This is a genomic window from Flammeovirga sp. OC4, assembly GCF_000812565.1.
In the GTDB taxonomy this organism is placed as follows: Bacteria; Bacteroidota; Bacteroidia; order Cytophagales; family Flammeovirgaceae; genus Flammeovirga.
Map to the genome: position 1 here is coordinate 97,201 of NZ_JTAM01000022.1, position 21,668 is coordinate 118,868.

Here is a 21,668-nt window from a genome sequence, read left to right on the forward strand (position 1 = left end):
ACAAATAATAAAAATGGAGCTAAATATATCAATAATGACGCTGAGAGGCTGTTTTGCAACATTTTTCACAAGGCGTGCTTCATTTATTTTAGGACTATCACTTAAAAAAATCATTTTAAAAACGTGTTGTATAATGCAAATCAAAATATCGTGCACCACGACTAAAGTCATGGGCAAGTGATACTGACTCCAACAACACTAAAGTGATGTTTACGTTTTGAACCTTCAAGACTTCAGTCTTGATAAGGTTGAAGTATCACCTGCCCCTAGTTTTAACTATGGTGCACGAAGCACCAATTGTATAGCCACAAAAAAAACTCGATGTAACACCGAGTTCTTCTTTACAATAAATATGTTTCTTGTTCTTAATCTTCCATCTCTTTCATTTCCTGAGTAGGGAGAATATTAAAATACTCTTTATAGCATTTGGTGAAATAAGATGGAGAAGAGAAACCGGTTTGATAACCCACTTCACTCATATTATTATTCCCTGCCAATATCAATTTGCGGGCTTGTTCCAATCGAATTCTTTTGATAAATACTGTCGCCGTTAAACCCGTCAATGCTTTGATTTTTCTGTACAACTGACTTCTACTTAAATGTAGTACTTCGGCCAATTGTTCCACGTTCATATTGGAATCAGAGAGGTTTTCATACACATAATCAGTGATGGTTTTCAAAAACTCTTGATCAACGCTTGTTGTATTCGTTTTCTCAAACCCTTCCTCTTGGTATTTGCCAATAAATCGATCAAAAATTAGCTGTCTTGACTTCAACAATTGTTTGATGGTAACGTGCAATAGCTCCAAATCAAATGGCTTTTGGATGTACGCATCTGCACCAAGATGTATGCCTTTGATTTTGTCTTCTTGGTCATTTTTGGCAGTCAGAAGAATCATAGGCACATGGCTGATCTTAAGGTTCGTTTTTACTTTCTCACATAAAGTAAATCCATCCATATTTGGCATCATTACATCTGATATAACGATATCAATATTTCTATTTTCAAGAATTTCAAGAGCGTTTACGCCATCAGGAGCTTCTACAATTTGATAGTGTTCTTGTAATGCTTCTCTTAGATAAGAACGCAATTCATAATTGTCTTCTACAAGCAATACGGATTGCTTTTTGGTAGAATTCGAGATTGTAGTAGCTGTAGACTTTTGCTGTCCTACTGCCAATACATACTTCTTTCTATTCAATGCTTCCTTATCAAAAATCTGATCAGCTGAAAGGTGGTCTTTCCCCACTGGAAAATCAAGATGGAAAGTCGTCCCCACATTCACTTCACTTTCTACAGAAATCCTTCCTTTGTGTAATTCTACAAACTGTTTGACAACCTCCAAACCAACACCAGTTCCTCCATAATAAGCATCTTGATGTGAATCTACTTGATAGAAACGGTCGAATACCTTATCAAGGTTTTCACTTGGTATACCTGGCCCCGTATCTCGTACTGAGATTCTTAGGTAATGCTCCACAAGTGAAAGATTGATATTGATTTCACCTTCTTGATCCATTAATTTAAACGCATTTGAAAACAGATTAAAGATGATCTTCTCAATCATGCTTTCATCTAGATAGATTTTTATCTCTTTATTATAATCTCTTGTAATGGAAATTTCAATCTGCCTACTTTCGGCCTCCTCTTCAAAGAATAATATCGCTTCTTCAACTACCAATTCGGGATTGAGTAACTGTGTTTTCAAGCTAATATTCTTTGAATTCAACTTTCTAAAATCCATCAACTCATCTATAAGGTGTTTCAAACGAAGAGCATTTCTATAAATTGAGACATTCTTTTCTCTCAACTGTTGTGTTGAAAACTGACCAGATATCATATCTGAAATGGGATTCAAAATCAATGTCAGTGGCGTTCTAAACTCATGGGAGATGTTCGTAAAAAACTGAAGTTTTGCCTTTGTCAACTCCTCTTCTTGCAATCGCCTTTCACGTTCACCTTTGGCTTCTTCCAAAATTTGAACTCTTGCCTTCATCAATCTATTCAAAACGAAAAGGCCACACAAAAACAATAATACATACACTAAAATGGCCAAATTGGATTGGTACCAATATGGCAAGACTTTAATTGTTATTGTCTTTTCGGGTGTCCAAACCCCATTGTTATCCATTCCTTTTAAATGAAAAACATACTCTCCTCTCGGCAAAGAAGTGTAAGTCACATTTCTGACAGCCCCTACATAATTCCATGATTTTTCCGGCCCTTCTAAATAATAAGCAAAGTCGATTTTATCTGAATAGGGAAAGTCAATTCCTGTAAAATTAATTGAGAAAATGTTTTCCTCTTGTGACAAAGTTATCTCCTCCCCATCCTTGATTTTCTTTTTGATTTGTTCTATGTCATTCTGAAAATTAGTTTGATGTATGCTGATGGAATTGAAGAAAATCTCAGCATCACACTCTTGAGGTTGAATGATGGAAGCATTGATGTAATTTAAACCTTCGATCGTTCCAGTATAAATCGTATTGGTAACCGCATCATAATCGATGGCATTATAATTAAAGGTTTCAGACACTAATCCATCTTTTTTAGAGAAATAACGAATGCTGTCGTTCCACTTCTGAATGACCGCAATTCCGTTTTTACTCGTCAACCAAATGTTACCGGATTTATCTTCAGCTATACCACAAATTACCTTTCTATCTACTTTATTATTACTAAAATAAGGTGATAATTCCTTCGTTTTCAGATTGTATTTAAACAACCCTGCCCCATCTGTTCCAATCCATAACTGTTGTTCCCTGCTAATGTAAAGCGATAATATATTATCACCTCCTAACTGCTGATCAAGCACCTTTTGCACCTTAAACTCTGAGTGATGTGTATCAATAAAAAACAGCCCTTCTGTCGTTCCCACCCAAACATTATCCTGATCATCAATACACACGTTTCTGACATCTTTTGTCGACAAACTATTAGACACAAACTCTCCATAATTAGGGTAATAAATTTTATCATCTTGGGGATCAAAATAGTTGACACCTCTATCAAAAGTAGCAATCCAAACCCTTCCTTTACTGTCTTCATCAAAGAAAATCACACGGTCTGAGGATAGATCCGAGTTGTCTTTTGTGTAGTTGATAAATGAGGTTTGATGTTTGGGAAGCAGGTAGATACCATTACCCCAAGTAGCCACCCAAGTTTGTCCTTTACTGTCTTTAAAAACAGATTGTACTGCATCACTTTCCAATCCATTAAAGAGATTATTTTGAAGGGTATTGATTGTTGTAAATTGATTTCTCTTTTGATCATAAACTGTGACTCCACCACCATCTTGCCCTATCCAAAGTTTATTTTTTTGACTTGAAATGATGCTATTGACAGATGAAGTAGCCAATGAGTTTTTATTGTAAGGATCATGAGTTAAATGCTTGAATTTATAAAAGTTGGGATCAAACAAACCAATTCCGAACTCATAATAACCAATCAATATTTTTGATTGATCAACAGCATGTAACGACCAAACAGAATTAGAAGAGAGAGAATTATTTTCTTTGGCATTACTCTCCAAATGAGTGTATTGCTGTCCGTTTTTCTGATCAAAAATAAAGATCCCATCGTTTTCAGTAGCGACAAAAACGCCCCAATCACTCTCACAAAAATCCATGATACGTGTTGTGGTGATTGGGTAAACCGTCACTTTATCTTCTTTTATGGTATAAATACCCGACTCTACTGTTCCAATCCAAAGTGTTCCATCCTCAGAAAAATATACTTTTTGAATACTGATAGAAGAAGGTAAATTTTGATGTTTTACCTTCGAAAATGATTTAGAAACATAATCAAAAACGAAGAGTCCTTGATTTGTCGCTAAATAATAATGTGTATTATCTTTTGTAGCAATTGAGGTGATTTTAAAGTATTCATCAACAGAGAGGTTCAAAGGATAGAAATCAACCTTATTCTCCTTTGACTTTATATAAATTCCTTTTGAGTTAGTGGCTAAAAGTAACGAATGATCAGGGGTTTCAATCATTTCAAAAGTCACAACATCCATTTCACTTTGAATATGAACTGCTGTAAACTTATCTTTTTGGGCATCAAAATAACTGATCCCCTTGTTGGTTCCCACCCATAGTTGCTGGTGTTGGTCAATAATCGAGCATCTTATAAAATTATCATTGATTTTTGAAGAATCAGAAAAGGTGTAGTTGAACAATTCATAATTCAACCCATCATATCTATAAATACCATTTCCAAAAGTCCCCACCCATAAAAAGCCTTGCTGATCTTTATTGATATCTGTTATTGGCCTTCCATCGGCTTTTAAATTCAGTTGAATAAAGTCGTTTTGCTGGCCGTGAACCGATAGGGATAAAAAAGTTAAAAGTAATAGTAAATAATAATTCATAAATCAGTACTGAAGTGAAGGTTATTATCTAAATGATAAAAAGTGATCACGATTTGATTTCATACTAAGTACTAGGAAAAAAGTAATTAGGTGCTTCGTGCACCATAGTTAAAACTATGGGCAGGTAATACAGTAACCTAACCAAGACTAAAGTCTTGAAGGTTGAAAACGGAGGCAACACTTTAGTGTTGTCGGAGGCAATATCACCAGCCCATGGCTTCAGTCATGGTGCACGATATTTTGTCCGTTTACTTTTGTCCTAGTACTTATATAATTATACAGAGAATAAACTCATTTATAAAATTTCAAGTAGGATTTGATTCATTATTCATCGTGATCACCGCTTATTCTGGCAATTAATTACCCTTCTGTAGGTGAATTTGCCAATTCCAATACTGCATGATAAGCTTTCTTAGGTTGGTTGTTTCGATCAAATAGTAAAGGATGATCGGTTCTTCCTTCAATCGGCCAATTGTTTCTCCAAGTATGAGCATCATTCACGCCCCAGAACGTCACTCTTCCGATTTTCTCTTGATGCTTTAAAAGCACTTTGAAAAGGTCTACATAATTTTGAGCCAATTTGGTCTGCATACTATCTGGAAGCGTAGAAGTATAAGGGTCAAACTCTGGTACTAATGCATATTTTTGAGAGATTTCTGCTGAGATTTCTTCCGTTGGGAAAGGTAAAACAGAAATATCCAATTCTGTCAACATCACCTTTACGCCAAGTGATGCAAAATCTGTAATACTCTTTTCAAACTCAGGAATTTTTACATAATCAATACCATAATGTGCCTGCATACCGATACCGTCCACTCTGATGCCTTTATCAATCAGATTCTTGACTAATTTGACAGCTTCTGCTCTTCGGTGGGGTAAAATCAAAGAATAGTCATTGTAATATAACTCAGCATCAGGGTCCGCCTCATGAGCAAATTTGAAAGCTAATTCAATAAAATCTTCACCAATGATTTGGTGCCATTTACTTTTACGAAGTCCTTCTTTATCATCAATCGCTTCATTGACAACATCCCATGCTTGTACTCTTCCTTTGTACCTTCCCACTACGGTATAAATGTGATCTCTCATTCTTTCAATCAACTGTTCTCTAGATACAGTATTTCCTTCATCGTCTAAAAAGAACCAATCAGGAACTTGTGAGTGCCATACCAACGTATGCCCTACAATAAACATGTTGTTTTTCTCTCCGTACTCAACGAATTGATCGGCTTCTTTGAAATTGTAAACGCCTTTAGAAGGATGTATTTCTTCAGGTTTCATACAATTTTCAGCGACAATAGAATTGTATTGTTGTTCTACTAAATCAGCGGATTGTTTGCGAACTCCATTGGTGTGATCTACATGCAAAGCAGTGCCTAAGAGAAACTTTCCTTCAAATGCTTCTTTAAGAGTTGGTGTAGTAGATTCTTTTTTTGTGGATTGATTCTGACAGCTAAGGGATACCAAAAGTACTGCTAATAACAGCACATGACTAATCGTTTTCATTTTAATGAAAATTTTAAATTAAACAGTAGTCAATTTGGTTATAATAGCTTTTTTGTTTCGACACTACTATTTAGCTATTTATTTGGTTAAAGTCAAATTAATGGGAGGGATTGCTTATAAATAGCATCTTATTAAGCCTTTGAACTGGTTCAAGTCTTAAGCTGAATGCGTGACTTGGACCTACTTCTGGAAAAAGTCTGTAGACTTTTAGATTCCATGATGTACCTAAAAGTCTACAGACTTTTTACAATTACAAGCACAAGTGTCGCTTCGCTGAACACTACACTAATTCATAATTTTTTACTATTTGTATTTAATAGCAATTGCCTCCATTCCATAGTCATCATAAGACATATAAGTTAAATTTCCTATCGGAACACCCATACCATAAGAGTCAGCTTTTCCAATAATTATGATTCCATCAGCACCAAGAGTCTTTGCCTTTTTAGATATTTGTTGAAGGCACCATTTATCACTTGTGTCTGCACATGTTATTCTTGCAAACTCCACATAGTTTTTATCTGGCTTTTTTGTAAAATAAACATCAATTGTCTCTTGTTCATCTTTTGGAGGATAAGTTTTTCCTAAAAGGATCACTTTCGGTTTGGCCATTAGAAAACCTGTACTTGCACAACTTGTAATAAAGATAGGTAGAATCGTTAATAAAATACAGAATTGAATTATAAGTCTAAATTTCATAGTTTTAGTTAAAAAATCATATCATTTATATATGAAACAATTTAACAGTAAATATCAAGTCATTCATTATCTAAACTATGATTATTATCTAATAAAACTTAAATAGAAAAATAGTAAAGTACATAAGCAAAACACTAATTATAGTTAATGGTATTATTTATAATTAGTGTTTAAAAAAGGAAGTAATTTCATCCTTAATTTTCTAATTGATCGTCTTCAAAATATTATCCACTTCAATTTTTAAAGGGGCTCCAGCTTTCAAATCCAATGCTAGACTTTCACTGTAATAATCTCCTTTTCCTGGTGTCATATCTTGGTTATTGTCAATCACGAAAGTCAAATAACATTTTCCTTCATGAAGATAAGTCAATTGAAAATCATTTTGGCTTTTAGAGATTTCAGGGAAAAGAAGTACTTCATTCATCATTTTTTCTGAGATATAACCGTACTCTGTTTTAAAATTACCTTTGTTATCCGTCAACGGTTCTCTTGATAAGTAAACACTGATTTTATTGTCTTTACTCAGATCTGATCTTTTGAAGGATAGATCTACTGTCGCAATATTTTCAATATCGTTAATTTGAATTGGGTCTTGTGCCAACTCTCCTAATTCAGCATAACTCTTATCTCCTGCCTGCATCATATAACTTGCCGACGTCACTACGGGATATTGCTCTCCCCAATCTGCCAAAGGCATTCCATTTGGAAAACGTTTTACTACTTCTTTTGTTGGGAAATTATATTTTTCAGATGCTTTTTGAGCTAAATCAGAATGTAGAAGTGCCCCATTAAACTCCATGTGTTTACTAGGTTTGTTGGAACCCATTCTACTGGTATATGAAACCATTTTCATCTTATTATCTTTAAAACTCACCTTTACCCACATGATGTCTTTTCCACCGTAAGCATCCACAAAAAGATATTCGTTATTGGAGACTTCAGTTAATACAAAATAGCTTGTACGATAGATATCAGCTAGGATTCCGCCGTTTCTGAGCATGATAGTTTTCACTCCTTTATATTCAGCGACAAAGAAAGTATTAAACAAATTTCCCATCGTACCACCTTCAAATAAACCATGAATTTGGGAAGTATTGATGGCTCTGAAATCAAAGGTAAACCAAGGAATCTTCTGACCTAAGAGGAAGATATCTCCCACCCAATGTCCTTGCATTTTGGTCATAAAATCAAATCCTTCATTATCTATATTGATTGGGGTAATTTCTGGGGCTTTATAATACATAGTTGGTGTTTTTACAGTGTTAATTGAATTAGTATTGGCTTCTAATGGGAAATTCTTTTCTGCCCATTCCTTCAACTTTAAGCGATCTTCTTTCATCATCAAACCGCTTTGAGGCATTGGGTTAGAAGCATTGTTAATTCTATTGAGAAGACCTCTGTTTTTTACGGCCTCTACTAGATTATCATAAGTGGTAAGATCCATTCCCGCACTTGGAGTTTCTCCCGAATGACAGTAAAAGCAATTGTTGTTTATGATCTGTTTGATATTTCCATTATAAGAAACAGCAGACAGTTGAACTTCTACATCTTGATCTTGTGTATTGATGGTTTTACAAGATTGAGTTCCAATACTGAATAGTAAAGAATAGAAAAGTGATTTATTCAATAATTTCATGTTTTGTCAGGTGATGATTTAATGTTAGTTCAAAGGTATGGGGAGAAAAATTATGATTTTTTGATCTATGTCAAAAACTATTTCTGAGCTCTCAATCTACTCAAAGTCTCTTGTGAAATACCCAAAAAAGAAGCGATCAGCCCCAGCTTTACTCTTAATTCTATCTGAGGGAAATAACTTTGCAAGACCTCATATTTTTGCTTTGCAGTGAGAAAAGACCAGTTTTTTGAAATTTGATCAATGATCATCAGCATCTCTTCTGAAAGCAATCGAGCGAAAGTATTGAATTCGGGAAAGTCCTTAATTAGTTTTTGGTAATCAGTATAACTAATGCGGTATAATTCACAATCTTCCAAACATTCAATGGCTTCAAAACTAGGTTGCTGTGCGTAGAAACTGTACCAAGCAGTGATAAAGTGGTTTTCTGTATAGAACCAAGAACTTATCTGTTTTCCATCATGATAATAATAATTATGTAATACTCCTTTATCTATAAAATAAAGAAAACGTGCAGTGGTATCCTCTTCCAAAATAACAGTTCCTTTTTGTATCATTACTTTTTGGAAAGAGGTTTCAAGGGCTGTTTTGAGAACAGGGGTTAATTTGATTTTTGTTTCTATTGTATTGAGTAGATTTTGCATAAGTAGAATTTAATAGGATTTAGACACTAGAACAGAAGTAATTTATTAAATTAGACAAACTATAATTCAAAAATGAAAAAAACTATTCTTATCACAGGAAGTACAGATGGTATAGGTAAACTTGCTGCTTTGAAATTAGCTAAAGATGGTCACTCTGTATTTATTCATGGCAGAAACCCATCAAAAGTAAAATCGGTCATTGAAGCTATTCAAAAAGAAAGCCATAATCAAAATGTGGGTGGTTTTGTCGCCGACTTATCAGAACTGGATCAAGTGGAACAATTAGCTACTGATATTTTACAAAAAGTGCATCACCTTGATGTTTTAATCAATAATGCTGGTGTCTATAAAAGCCCTGAACCTACCAATTCACAAGGTTTAGATCTTCGTTTTGTGGTCAATTATTTGGCTCCTTATCTACTTACCGAAAAACTAATTCCGATCATAAAAGGAGATGATGCTCGTATTATTAATTTAAGTTCGGCTGCACAATCTCCTGTATCATTATTAGCGTTAGAGGGAAAAGAAACCTTATCTGAAAATACCACTTATGCTCAAAGTAAATTAGCCTTGACCATGTGGAGTTTTGACCTTTCCGGAAAAAGAAATGAGATCACTGTAATTGCTGTCAATCCAGGATCTTTATTAAATACTAGAATGGTGAAAGAGGCTTACGGCAAGCATTGGTCTCCTGCTGATAAAGGTGGAAATATTCTTTATGATTTGACGATTAAGGATGAACATAAACAACATTCAGGAGAATACTTCGACAATGATGCGGGACACTATGGAAGAGCACACTCAGATGCTTATGATTCTGTAAAAATGGAGGCTTTGACTGTTCTTACGAAAACTATTATAGCTTCTTAAATACACTGTAAACTAATTATCGAATATGTATAATATTTATTCGTGCCAATAGACTTTCTACCCAATTCGTCTGGTAGTGCTTTACTTGGCCTTAAAGTGAAAAGTGTTAAGATTTACAATTTGATAAATGGTTCTATCAGATGGAATTTATCATAATATTTCAAATTAAATTGCTGCACATTTTGTATTAAATTATTAAAAGATTGAAAAAAATTTAGAATTTAAAGTATTGCATTCGGTTGCGATACTTTTTTTATTTCTTGGTTACTTAATAGTCATCTTTTATTCATCATTTTCACTTAACTTTAAGTATCAAGTCAAGACTAATGTGAAAGAAAAATCTACTATTGTTTCAGTGACTATTCGCCTAGAAAACAAATTAATAGTTGCCTTTTGAGGCTGTAAACGTACAACAATAAGGGGTGTTCATGTGCAATAATTTTGTCTTGGTACTTATTAGCACAATCTCAATATTTATAAGTTGAAAATGAAAAAAAGTATTCTAATTTTTGCTTTCCTACTACTTGCCAGTATCGGGTTTGGACAATCATTCACTGGGCAGCAAGTCAAGCAAGGTTATGCTATTTTTAGTGATGAAGTTTCCTTTATCTTTGATGAAGGCATCTACAACCAAAAGCCTACCAAAGTAGTTGTTACGGGTTCATTTAGAGGATGGGACACAGACATGGACAATGAAGAATGGCAACTAAAAAAAATCGGTGGTCAATGGATTCTTACTTTCAATAACAAGGATTTTAACGTAATTTCTCCTCAAGCGGAGTTCAAGTTTAGAATCAATGAAGGTGAATGGTTGAGTCCTACTGATGTATCTCCTAACACAAATGCCGGTAATTTAGTATTCATGCAAAATACTATTCTTCCAGGCCTTAAAGCAGAACTAAAAAATGAAAGATTAATCTGGGCAAATGTAGTCGGTGAAAGGCCATTGAAACCTGAAGCCTATATCATTACATCTGCAGAAGGTGACACCATCAAAGTAAAAGGTGTTTTACCTAACGAAGCAACAACAACATTGATTATTCCTGAAGTTCCTTTGGATAAAAAGAGAGTGTATTACTTACATATTCCTTCTCAAAAATTATCCGCTTTATGTTCTTACGATGGATGGTTTAGAGAAACGTTCTCTACTAAAGAACTAGGAGCTAATATCGATAATGGTAAAACTTCTGTACGCCTTTTTGCTCCAAGAGCTACGCTAGTAAAACTTTATTTATACAAGGATAAAGATGACACTAAAGCGTATGAAGTAATTGACATGAAAGAAGATGAAGACGGTGTTTGGGAAGCTTTCTTCGATAAAGATCTTCATGGCGTTTGGTATGATTTTACGATTCATGGACACCAAGATCCGGGTAACTTGTTTTATGAAACAACAAAAGCACACGTTTCTGACCCTTATACACGTGTAAGTGATGACACTTGGGGTAAATGTAGAATCTGGCACAGAACTACACCTGCCACTCCTTTAGCCAACGGTATTCCTGCCATGGAAGATGTAATTGCTTATGAGGTGCACGTACAAGATTTCACTGATCGTCTTCCTGTTGATGAAAGTATCAAAGGACGTATTCCTGCAGTGACTAAAAAAGGATTGAAGAACTCTAAAGGACAGAAAATTGGTTTCGATTACTTATTGGATTTAGGAATCAATGTAGTTCACCTTATGCCTATCCAAGAGTATTTACATTACCCTACAGACGACTGGAAAGCTTCTTTTGAGAATGATGAGTACATGATCTCACAAGGCGTAAGTGAAGAGAATTATCAATGGGGTTACAGAACTTCACACGCTATGGCAGTGGAAACAAGGTACCGTACTGTAGGTAAAGAACCAGGCGAAGAGCGTAATGAGTTCAGGGACCTTGTGCAAGCATTTCATGACGAAGGTGTAGCGGTAATTATTGATATTGTACCGAACCACACTGCGGAGAACATGGACGGCAATGACTGGATCTTCAACTTCAATGGTATTGATAAACAGTATTATTATAGAACAAAAGATCTTGAGCATATTGGTGATTACGGTAACGAGGTGAAAACTGAAAACCGCCCAATGACACAAAGATGGTTGATCGACCAATGTCAATATTATATCAAAGAATTTGGTATTGACGGTTTCCGTATTGATTTGGCAGGTCAAGTAGATCAACAAACTTTGATTGCTTTAAAAGAGGCAATCGGTCAAGATAAAATCGTTTATGGTGAGCCTTGGATTGGTTCTAATGATCCTGAATTTGAAGCTAACCCTTCATGGGATTGGTACAAGGATGACTCTCCAATCACGTTCTTCCAAGATGATTCACGTAGTGCTTACAAAGGTCCTGTTTTCAAATTATCTGACCCGTTGACAGACCGTGGATGGGCTGGTGGTAAAACGAGCGATCGTGAAGGTGTGATGAAAGGATTAGAAAATTCTAATAAGGAAGATAAGACTCCTAACTCTGGTATCACTTACTTGGATATCCACGATAACTTCACTTTATCCGATCAGTTTGGTGGTGAGAAATTTGATGGTCGTACAAGCGTAGATCAAGACAACTATAAAATTGCGGTAACGCTTTTATATACTTCATTAGGACCATTAGTAACCAACGGTGGTTCTGAGATCATGCGTTCTAAAGCAGATGCTCCTTTGAAAGAAGTGGTAAAAACTACAAACAAAGGATACAAAGTGTACATGCACGGTTATAGAGATACTTACAATCACCGTACAGCCAATCAATATGCATGGGAGACTGTTGGTCAAACTCCGAAAGAAGGAAATACCAACGATTACAAAAATATGTTTGCATTCTGGAAAGGCATGAATGAGTTCAGACTTTCAGAATATGGTAAAGTGTTCAGAACTGCTGAAAAAGCACCTGAAGGCTATTATCAGTTTATCACTCCTGAAGACGAACATCAATTGGGCTATATCGTAGACCAAAAGGTATTTGTATTATTGAATACAGGTGATGCAGAAGCTACTTTCAAAAATATTGAATTGCCAGAAGGAAACTGGAAGCTAGTAGCAAACAATGATGCTGTAAACATCCAAAAAGGTGTGAAAGATCAAAAGAACCTTAGAAAACTAAAAGGTGGATCTTCAGCAGATATTACTGTTCCAGCAGTTTCATTAAAAGTTTGGGTAAAAGTGGACTAATTCATTTTATTTCAAATAGATCAAAACCTCCTTTTCTACTACGGAAAAGGAGGTTTTTTTTATTATAATACCAACTGAGCATATGTTTAATTTATTCCTTATTTCTTAACTCAGAAGGAGGAAAACCATAAGCGTCTTTAAACATCTTACTCATATACCCTACATTGGTAAAATTGAGGTCCATTGAAATAGCTGTAATACTCTTATTGGTACGATTAATTTGTCGGTAGGCTTCTTCTATTTTTTGTTGATTGTAGAATTGTAAAATGGGTTTATCAAAAATAGATTTAAACACTCGGTTCAACTTAGAAATACTCATTCCATATTTAAAACTTAAGTCTGACAAGTTGGGTTGTTGAGTGAAATCGGAGAGGTATTGTTCTTTCAACTGCATCATGATTTTCAAGTCGTCTTCATGAATATTTCTTTTGAAACCACTCGCTTCTTTCTCCATTTTTTCACGTACCAACCCAATGATTTCTAAGGGTTTTGTAAAGAACTGAATCGGTCTTCTTCTTTTCTTATCCAAATTGAAAAATAAAGCTTTCACTAGATTTTCAATCTCTACATCCAATGGAAAATACTTGAACCATGAAGATTCTTCATGAATCAGTTGGGTAATTTGACTGTTCTGCTTTCCCATAAACTTTTCATAGACCTCCAAAGAAAACACAATAGAAAGCCATTGACACTTCGTATCAACAGGGTATTCCACTTCAAAATTCTGTTTAGAATTATAGAAAAATACACCGAGGTTATTGAAGTCATGTTTTTGTTCATCGCCAAGAAAAGAGCCAGTAAAACCAATTTTTAGAGCAAAGTAAGGTTGTTCATCCTCACTTCGACTACTTTTAAATAAAACGGGTTTTTGAAAATGCAAAGTAGAAATAGAAATATACATTTCATCTAAAAAAGTAAATGAATGTATATCGATATCAGCCCAACTGTTTTCAACCCTTAGGTGTTCTCCATCCCATTCTCCTTTAAAGTCTTTGGCTACTTTTTCATATACAACTTCTTGAGCAAGTTCGTTCCCTTCAATAATATATTGATAATCCATACTTCCGTTTTTGGTCATTATCTAATATACTAGGTTTTTGCAGGAAAAAGCAATAAATAGAAAAAGGAAAGAACCTGATTTCCTTCCCTTCTCTAGAATTTTTTTATAAGAAAGCTCTAAATCTTAGTCCGAATACTGACGTAAAATCAGTATTCATATTCAAAGCTGGATTGGCTACTAATTGAACACTCGGTGTGAGTTCTGTATGATGCGTCAATTTGAATTTGTAGAAAATCTCAGAGACATATTGATCTCTCAGTTTCTGCCCAAAAGTACTTTCACTTGGTCGGTTCCAGTTTAATCCGACCCCTAAAGTATTTGGTCCCATGATATTGTAAGTGAATCCGGCACTGACTGATGCTTCATAAAAACTTCCTCCATCTTTGGCCCATCCACCTCTTACAAAAGGCATAAACTTAGTACCAATCAACCAACTTGCAGATCCGATCACACCAAAACCACTTTTTGTACCCAGAGTTTCACTAGCATCTACCTGCCAAACCGTAGCATGAATATTTTTCAAGAAAGCAGATTTCATTCCGGGTGTATACCCAATTTCAAAGGTTTTTAAAGTTTCGAATTTACTAAAGAAAGTATCAAAGCTTTTCCAAAACTCAGTGGCTTTTCCGTTAATGTCAATCATACTTCCCACCAAATACACATTATCACTGACCCAAACATTCAGCATCGCTCCCATAGATCCATCAGGAAACATGCCACCCATAGTACCTGATCCTGTTGCGAACAAAATGTTATTGAAGCTTGTCCAAGGACTCGCTGCAGCGTGAACATCGGCCCAATCCGTCACATCCACAAAACCAGTATAGAAAACTATCTTATTGTTATTAAAACTTTGTCGCCAATATAAATTGGTCATTCTCCATTTCTGATCATTATAAACGGACTGCATAAAACCTAGAAACCCGACATCAAGAGGTCCAAATTCTCTCAATGCATTATCAGTATATTTATGTCTGTTTTCAAACTTAAAAACCAAACCACCTTCTGAAGTTCCTTTTTTATTGCGTACTAAATTCCATTTACCATACACTCTAAAAACTCCACTTGCTCCCACATTATTATTGACTGCAGATGTAGCACCCATCACTTGAGAGTTGTAATCCATATTGACCATAAACCCTGATTTCTCGTAGAATCTGTTTTTAGCATTATCCGTACTATCCAGTACATTCCAAAGACTTGTGTTTTCCGTCTCTTTTTGATTGCTTTTTAATTGATTTTCAACAGATGCAGGACTTGTTATACTTTTTTCATTCTGACTATAACTTGAAGAGATATTGAAGAGTATCAGCATCAATAAGAAATATAGTCTTCTAGGGCTCTCCTTTATTGCTAAAGGAGAGCTTTTTTTAGTTAGGTTATTCATTTTTAATAGTATTATAATCGGCGATTTCAAGAAATTTTAGCTTCTATTTTTCTTGATGATGATCGTGATTGTGACCGTCATGTTCATGATCATGTTTGTGGTTATGCTCATTTGCATGTAATGAACAATCGTCTACAGAAACACTATTAATAGCATGTTTTTTCAACCAGTACTCTTTGCTTAATGGTACATGCTTTGAATCATCGGTTATCTCATAGCGAATGGGTTGACCTGCCCAAACCTTCTTGAACTCAGAATTTTCAACTACACATTGTCCATTGACAATTACATAAGGAATACCTGTGGAAGGAGTACCTTGTTGTTTTGCTTTATAAGTAGCTTGATCAGCAACTGTTTCAGGGTCAAAAATTGTGATATCTGCTACCATTCCTTCCTGCATTCTACCTCTTTTTTGCATAGCTTCTAATCCTGCATCGCCAAGGTGTTTAGCTGGCCAATAAGACATTTGAGAAAGGCTAAACATTAAAGGTACTCCATTCTCTCTTGCTAATCTTAATACTTTAGCTCTTGTTCCAGCAGTTCTTGGATGTCCTTTGTACTCTTCAAAAGGAACCTCCCATGAATCAATACCTAATCCTGAATAAATTGCATCCGCTGCAACTGTCATATGAGGCATTTTTAACCAATCGGTCATCCATAATTTTCTATTTTGATTATAAATAATCACAATTCTACTTGGATCTTTTTCTTGAGTCGCTAAGAAATCTTCTTGATTTAAAAACTTATCATCAATAGGATCATAGATATCTCTTTCGTATACTCCCCCTAATACTTTTTCATACATATCAGGTTGCAAAAATGAAGATGAAATAGAAGTAGAAGCCGCTGTATAAGGGTAATATTCCGACCATACATTATGACCTTGTGCTCTTGCTCTTTGAAGTTTATCCTCATTTTCCATCCAACCAAAATCATTATTATGCTGTAATAAGAGAGGGGCATTCAATACCAAAGCATTCGCTAATATTTCATCAAAACCAATAGGAGCTGAAGGATTTTTAGGACTAGCGTGAAAACGGACATGGGCAGTTGAAACACGACCATAATTTGCCGCCACTTCTTGCAGTTTATACATTTCTAAAGTCGTCACACCATCTACCATATACCCTACAGTCGAATTAAAACCAATAGCACCTTGCTGCATTGCCTCATCAGCAAGCCTCAATATTTCATTGAGTTGCTCCAGATTACTTTCTGTATCCTGCCAGCCACAATCACCATCAGCACAAGCGTCGGCCCTTAGTTTTCCTAATAAAACGGGAGCATCGGCCCACTCAGGTAACTCTACTTCTGGGTCAAGCACTTGTATTCGAATTCCTTCATGACTAATACCTGTACCATAATTCAGAGGCCAAGCTTCTTCTTTGGCTTTGTACCAATTATCAATATTGATGGCACCAATCTCAAGGTCCATTCCAGTAGTCACACCATCTCTTGCCGCCATTTTTAAAGAAAGACCATCCAATGCATGGAAGTGTGTATCAATAAAACCTGGAGCAACCACTAATCCTTCTGCATCGATTGTTTTTTCTCCCGTAATTTCTTTAGGAGTAATAATAGCAATATTACCATCTTTCACTCCAACATTTAATACTCTGTCCAACATCGTTTCTGGATCCATTACTCGTCCATTCAAAATGACCAAATCATAGTCTTGGGCATTAGTGAATAACGCGGGAAATAGAAAGAAACTAATGACTAATTTTAATAATTTAGATTTCATAGCAATGTAATTATTTGATTGATTTCCGTTTGATTACATTACAAAGGTCATGGTTTAAGGCTCCAATCATTTAGAGAAAAAAAGCAGGTTGTTATAGATTTTCGTCAAACAGATAAAATATTCTATTTCTGAAAAAATCCCCATTTTAGGTGATGTTTTGGAATATATAAAATGAGTAATTTTGATCGATTTAAATTAAAAATAGAAATTAAAGTTAGAAAACTCCAAGTGCTATCATTTGGAGTTTTTTGTGTTTCAAATCATGTTAGAAATTAAGATAATATCATTACTGAATCTTTAACATGAACTCGTTTTAAAGTTGTTAACAATAAGAAAAAATACTAAATTTGTTAACTACTGGTTATCACATTTTCTCTCTTTACCGACTATCATGCTAAAATTTCTGTGTTTGAAGTTTTTTATATTACTTCTTCCTATTTATTGTTCTTTCGGGCAACAAACTTTTCCACTTTCAGAAAGTGATGCAATAGACTCCTATGTTGAAGTCATGAACTATTCAACAGAGGATACCTTGGTACACTTAAGACCTCAATTGTACCATTGGGGAAAACTGCCTAACTCGACCTATAGTTTGCCTCCTTTTTCGGAAAAAAAATGGTATAGGTTTAAGGTTGCATCCTCAAAAGATACATCCACTGTTTTAGCATTTATGTATGATATGATTCCTGTCTTGGATATTTACGTCCAATCAAGTTTGAAAAGTGGTTATGATAAATATCCCTTGGGAACAAATGTTTATCAAAAAACAATCGAAAGAAGTATTGAATTGGATTTCAAAAAAGGGGAAAGTAAAACAATTTATTTTAAAGTTTTTGGTAATGGAGGTTCCACTTCGTCAAACCCCATTTTATTATCAAAACAAAATTTCCTAAAGGAAAAACAGAAGAAAAGTAGTTTCTTAATTATCTGTAGGACCATTACCATCTTTTTTTTAGTAATACTTATATCATTATACTTTAATTCTAAAAACAATGGGTACTTATATTTATGTTTCAGTCTCATTGCGATAATGCTATTTGCTGAAACAGAATCAGGTGCACTTGTTGGTCTCTTTTATGTGAGAGGTAATGACCTCTCTTACTTCATTAGAATTTTAGGTAATCATTTATTGGTTATAGCTTTATTCAATTATTTTGACAGTATTCTAGATACCAATGCTAACATTTTTAAGAATAAAATCTTCATTGGTATTAATATATACTTAATCCTCTTAGAGCTTTTTCTTCTCCTTATCCCTCAAGTCACATTGATTTGGGGAATACTTTATACATCAATTATTACTTCAAGCTATATCTTATTTTATTTCATTATTCGTCATTTATTCCTTCCCTCTATTCGAAAAAATAATCATATGGCACTCATTTCTTTTGGAATACTGATATTAATGATGATTGTGTTTTTCATATCGGTAACAGGCCCGCATATAGGACTATTGGAAAGAACATTTCTATCATCTGTATTGATATATGTTGGAGGTATTTTGAGTGTTATGATGATCGCACTTCTAATAGGTATAAAAGTCAAACAAACTTATGATGATAATAGACGATTAACTCAACTAGAAGCTCAATTTCAGAGAGAATATTTAGAGGTGATTTCAAAAAGTCAACAAATTGAAAGGCAAAAAATTAGTAATGAAATCAATGATAAAATCGGGACAGATTTATTAGTTGTAAAAAAAATGTTACCGCCAACAAATACAACTTTGAAACCTATCTTGGATGACACTATTTTAAAAGTAAGTACCATCAGTAAACAGCTCAGAAATACGAGTATTCATCAGAAAAATTGGACAGAAAAAATTAGTGAATTAACAACTCAGTTTTCATCCAAAGATATACAGTATTCTTTTCAGAATAATGCTCAGAATATACTCTTACCAAATACCTTCCTACAACATATTTTTTTGATCATTAATGAACTTTTTGTCAATGCAGCAAAGCATAGTAAGGCTCAAAAAGTTTCAATATCTTTTCAAGAAAAAGAGGGACAACTTATCATCAAATATTCAGATGATGGAACAGGTATCGAGAAAAGTGCCTTGAAAAAAGCAGGTATTGGAATACAAAATATTAAGCAAAGAGTAAAAGTGATGAGAGGCGTTCTCTATCTCACAAACAATTACGGATTGACAGTAATGATAAGTATTCCACTTCACTAGCAAAATTATGAGAAAGCAAATTTTACTTTATCTCCATTTTATTTTTATATGCAATGTTGCTTCTGGAGAAAGTGTTTTTAAAATTAATGAAACACCTTCTACTCAATTTCATTCTTTTTTTAAAGTCAACTCCTCTGACCTTTCCTTTGAAGAGGTCCGAAATTCACTTACAGCATGGAAAGAGTTTGGGTATGCCGACTTTAGTCATTCTCCTTTTGCGGGTAAAAAATGGTATAGAGTAAAAATAAGTTCTACAGTAAGTCAAGAACAAATCCTTGCTTTCAACTATAAATTAATTCCTTACGGCAAAGTCTATATACTATCTTCAGCCAATACAAGAATTAATGTTTTAGATCTAAATTCTATTTCTTCAATTGACATATATGATAATGCTTTCTATTTACATTTTGATAAAAATGAAAGTAAAGAAATATACATTGAACTTTTTGGTAAAGGTGGACCGCTTCCAACAAACATAAAGCTCTATGATGTAGATGAATATCATGAAATAAAAAGTCAGCAATCTGCTGTTCTGACCGTGTTAAGAACAGTAACAGTATTATTTATCATCATAATACTTTTGAGTTGGACACTCTCCAAAAATATACTTTACTTCGGTTTTATATTACAGATTATAGGTATAATAGGCTTTGTAGAAACAGGAATAGGTTTGTTTTATGGTTATTTTTCTTTCAATGATTATGATATTAGTTATATCATTCGAATTATTAGTAATCACCTTCTCATCAACGGTTACTATTTATTTTTAAAAAATTATTTATACCCCAATGATGCTTCCAAAGAGTTAAAAATAATTTTTTATTTCAATATCATAATGATTGTTCTTGAAGTGCTTTTCTTGATTCTTCCTCATGAAATCTTAATACAACAAATCACATATACTACTATCATTATAGGTTCATGGATTTTAATCTCTCTTTTCTTTGCTCATCTATGTTTTCCTGGCATTAAAGATAAAGTGGTTTATGCAAAAGAATTATTCTATTTCTTCCTTTTTACAGCTATTAATTGTTTCATTTTCGTATGTCTTCCACACTTAGGACTACTTGAAAGAAACATTAACGCTACTTTAATCTGTTATTTTGTCACCTTATTTCTGTTCTTTTTTATGTTCTTCATCCTTTACAGGAAATGGGAAAATGTCATTAAAGAGAATAAAAGATTAGCCAAACTAGAGCAAGAACATCAACAGAAATACATTCAATCCATTGTGATAAGTCAGGAGGATGAAAGGAATAAAATCGGTAGAGAAATTCATGATAGTATTGGAGGTGATCTTTCATTCATCAAAATGAAACTGAAAGAAAGTAACCTAAACATAAAACCACTTCTTGAAAATACAATCAATAACGTCCGGAATATCTCACACACGTTAGTAAGCCCTTCATTTAAAGTCGATGATTGGATTGATGAAATAAGGGAATTAGCAACAAAGTTTAATGCTCATTCAAAGTCCTTCCAATTTCATTACAATACTTCCTCAATCCCTCTTCCAATAGAAGAGTTGGAACACCTTTACAGGGTCATTCAAGAGTTATTTCTTTTTTCTTCACTTCAACAAAAAACGACTCAAGTAAGATTAGAAATTGAAGTAGACCATCAAAATATCAATGTGCTATTTTATGATAACGGCACTCATTTTTCTGAAGATTTATTACAAAACGAGTATAGGCTACAGAACGTTTTCTACAGAGTAAAATTACTCAAAGGCCGATTAGAGATAGCTCCAAATAACAATAAGATTTTAATTATAAACTTATAAAAATGATAAACAAAATTTCAATTGTAGACGATCATTACCTCTTTCTTAAAGGGTTATTAGAAATGATAAAATCATATTTTCCTTCCTCCACCATAATCAATGTTTATAGTTCACCTAAACAATATTTAGCGGAAAGTAAATATGATGAGCAATTACTGATCTCCGATATTCAAATGCCTGAAATGAATGGCATAGAAATGATTGAATTGATTAAAGCTAAAAATCCTGATTTAAAAACCTTAGTCATTTCTATGCACAATAAATACTCTACAACAAAAAAGTGTAAATCGATTGGGGTTCTTGGATATATTTTAAAAGATGACACAGATAAAGACCTTCTATTAGCTTTAAGAACTGTAAGCAAGGGAAATAAATATTATTCTTCAAGAGTGGAAGAACATTTTCAAAATGTACAAAAATCAGAACAAATACTCTCTTTAAGAGAAGAACAAGTATTAGATCTGATATGTGATGGGTTGACGACTAATCAAATTGCAAAACAGATGTTTGTAGGATCAGAAACTGTAAAAACTCATAAGCGAAATATTAAAATAAAACTAGGAATTAGCAAAACGATAGACCTCATCAAATATAAATTAGAAAGAGAAAATTTAATGCAATAGC

At 34.0% G+C, this 21,668-nt stretch carries 13 protein-coding genes; 5 read left to right on the forward strand and 8 right to left on the reverse strand.

Going from position 1 to position 21,668, the window contains the following annotated elements; genetic code table 11:
• Nucleotides 1-365: 365 nt before the first annotated feature.
• From PL77_RS14590 to PL77_RS14610, 5 genes are all read right to left on the reverse strand, one after another.
• The gene (locus PL77_RS14590; protein WP_044206639.1) at nt 366-4,373 is read right to left on the reverse strand and encodes an ATP-binding protein; all 4,008 of its coding nucleotides are present in this window, start codon (nt 4,371-4,373) and stop codon (nt 366-368) included.
• Between the two features lie 360 nt (nt 4,374-4,733).
• Entirely contained in the window at nt 4,734-5,879 is a 1,146-nt protein-coding gene (locus tag PL77_RS14595) for an endo-1,4-beta-xylanase (protein WP_044206642.1), read from the reverse strand.
• A gap of 303 nt (nt 5,880-6,182) precedes the next feature.
• Entirely contained in the window at nt 6,183-6,578 is a 396-nt protein-coding gene (locus PL77_RS14600) for a hypothetical protein (protein ID WP_052444430.1), read from the reverse strand.
• Nucleotides 6,579-6,780: 202 nt separating this feature from the next.
• A complete protein-coding gene (locus tag PL77_RS30625) occupies nt 6,781-8,214 on the reverse strand; it encodes a hypothetical protein (RefSeq protein ID WP_052444431.1) in 1,434 nt (477 codons plus the stop codon).
• Between the two features lie 77 nt (nt 8,215-8,291).
• Nucleotides 8,292-8,855, reverse strand: a complete 564-nt coding sequence (locus tag PL77_RS14610) for a Crp/Fnr family transcriptional regulator (protein ID WP_044206645.1) — start codon at nt 8,853-8,855, stop codon at nt 8,292-8,294.
• 72 nt (nt 8,856-8,927) lie between these two features.
• Here PL77_RS14610 and PL77_RS14615 point away from each other — a divergent pair, with 72 nt between their 5' ends.
• Together PL77_RS14615 and PL77_RS14620 are read left to right on the forward strand one after the other, a co-directional pair.
• Entirely contained in the window at nt 8,928-9,725 is a 798-nt protein-coding gene (locus PL77_RS14615; RefSeq protein WP_044206648.1) for an SDR family NAD(P)-dependent oxidoreductase, read from the forward strand.
• A 487-nt stretch (nt 9,726-10,212) separates the two neighbouring features.
• Nucleotides 10,213-12,888 carry an alpha-amylase family glycosyl hydrolase gene (locus tag PL77_RS14620; RefSeq protein WP_082026545.1) on the forward strand — a complete coding sequence of 892 codons (2,676 nt, stop codon included), beginning with the start codon at nt 10,213-10,215 and terminating at the stop codon, nt 12,886-12,888.
• Nucleotides 12,889-12,979: 91 nt separating this feature from the next.
• On the opposite strand, the gene PL77_RS14625 is transcribed toward PL77_RS14620, so the two are convergent.
• The 3 genes from PL77_RS14625 to PL77_RS14635 all read right to left on the reverse strand — a co-directional run bounded on the left by PL77_RS14625 (nt 12,980) and on the right by PL77_RS14635 (nt 17,079).
• Complete coding sequence (locus PL77_RS14625) at nt 12,980-13,948, reverse strand: AraC family transcriptional regulator (RefSeq protein WP_172665864.1); 969 nt, start codon at nt 13,946-13,948, stop codon at nt 12,980-12,982.
• A gap of 103 nt (nt 13,949-14,051) precedes the next feature.
• A complete protein-coding gene (locus PL77_RS14630; protein WP_052444432.1) occupies nt 14,052-15,335 on the reverse strand; it encodes a carbohydrate porin in 1,284 nt (427 codons plus the stop codon).
• A gap of 43 nt (nt 15,336-15,378) precedes the next feature.
• Nucleotides 15,379-17,079 carry an amidohydrolase family protein gene (locus tag PL77_RS14635; RefSeq protein ID WP_082026546.1) on the reverse strand — a complete coding sequence of 567 codons (1,701 nt, stop codon included), beginning with the start codon at nt 17,077-17,079 and terminating at the stop codon, nt 15,379-15,381.
• A gap of 409 nt (nt 17,080-17,488) precedes the next feature.
• On the opposite strand from PL77_RS14635, the gene PL77_RS14640 reads away from it, so the two are divergent.
• The 3 genes from PL77_RS14640 to PL77_RS14650 are packed head-to-tail and all read left to right on the forward strand — an operon-like array spanning nt 17,489 to nt 21,667.
• On the forward strand, nt 17,489-19,261 hold the full coding sequence (locus PL77_RS14640) for an ATP-binding protein (protein WP_172665865.1): 1,773 nt from the start codon (nt 17,489-17,491) through the stop codon (nt 19,259-19,261).
• Between the two features lie 7 nt (nt 19,262-19,268).
• Nucleotides 19,269-21,044, forward strand: coding sequence for a sensor histidine kinase (locus PL77_RS14645; protein WP_044206655.1), 1,776 nt, complete (start codon nt 19,269-19,271; stop codon nt 21,042-21,044).
• A 2-nt stretch (nt 21,045-21,046) separates the two neighbouring features.
• Nucleotides 21,047-21,667, forward strand: coding sequence for a response regulator transcription factor (locus PL77_RS14650; RefSeq protein WP_044206658.1), 621 nt, complete (start codon nt 21,047-21,049; stop codon nt 21,665-21,667).
• The last annotated feature ends 1 nt before the right edge of the window (nt 21,668 follow it).

What these genes read in the sequence shown, in the direction of transcription:
- PL77_RS14590 (WP_044206639.1), bottom strand. Translation starts at nt 4,373, where the DNA reads ATGAATTATTATTTACTATTACTTTTAACTTTTTTATCCCTATCGGTT.
- PL77_RS14595 (WP_044206642.1), bottom strand. Translation starts at nt 5,879, where the DNA reads ATGAAAACGATTAGTCATGTGCTGTTATTAGCAGTACTTTTGGTATCC.
- PL77_RS14600 (WP_052444430.1), bottom strand. Translation starts at nt 6,578, where the DNA reads ATGAAATTTAGACTTATAATTCAATTCTGTATTTTATTAACGATTCTA.
- PL77_RS30625 (WP_052444431.1), bottom strand. Translation starts at nt 8,214, where the DNA reads ATGAAATTATTGAATAAATCACTTTTCTATTCTTTACTATTCAGTATT.
- PL77_RS14610 (WP_044206645.1), bottom strand. Translation starts at nt 8,855, where the DNA reads ATGCAAAATCTACTCAATACAATAGAAACAAAAATCAAATTAACCCCT.
- PL77_RS14615 (WP_044206648.1), top strand. Translation starts at nt 8,928, where the DNA reads ATGAAAAAAACTATTCTTATCACAGGAAGTACAGATGGTATAGGTAAA.
- PL77_RS14620 (WP_082026545.1), top strand. Translation starts at nt 10,213, where the DNA reads ATGAAAAAAAGTATTCTAATTTTTGCTTTCCTACTACTTGCCAGTATC.
- PL77_RS14625 (WP_172665864.1), bottom strand. Translation starts at nt 13,948, where the DNA reads ATGGATTATCAATATATTATTGAAGGGAACGAACTTGCTCAAGAAGTT.
- PL77_RS14630 (WP_052444432.1), bottom strand. Translation starts at nt 15,335, where the DNA reads ATGAATAACCTAACTAAAAAAAGCTCTCCTTTAGCAATAAAGGAGAGC.
- PL77_RS14635 (WP_082026546.1), bottom strand. Translation starts at nt 17,079, where the DNA reads ATGAAATCTAAATTATTAAAATTAGTCATTAGTTTCTTTCTATTTCCC.
- PL77_RS14645 (WP_044206655.1), top strand. Translation starts at nt 19,269, where the DNA reads ATGAGAAAGCAAATTTTACTTTATCTCCATTTTATTTTTATATGCAAT.
- PL77_RS14650 (WP_044206658.1), top strand. Translation starts at nt 21,047, where the DNA reads ATGATAAACAAAATTTCAATTGTAGACGATCATTACCTCTTTCTTAAA.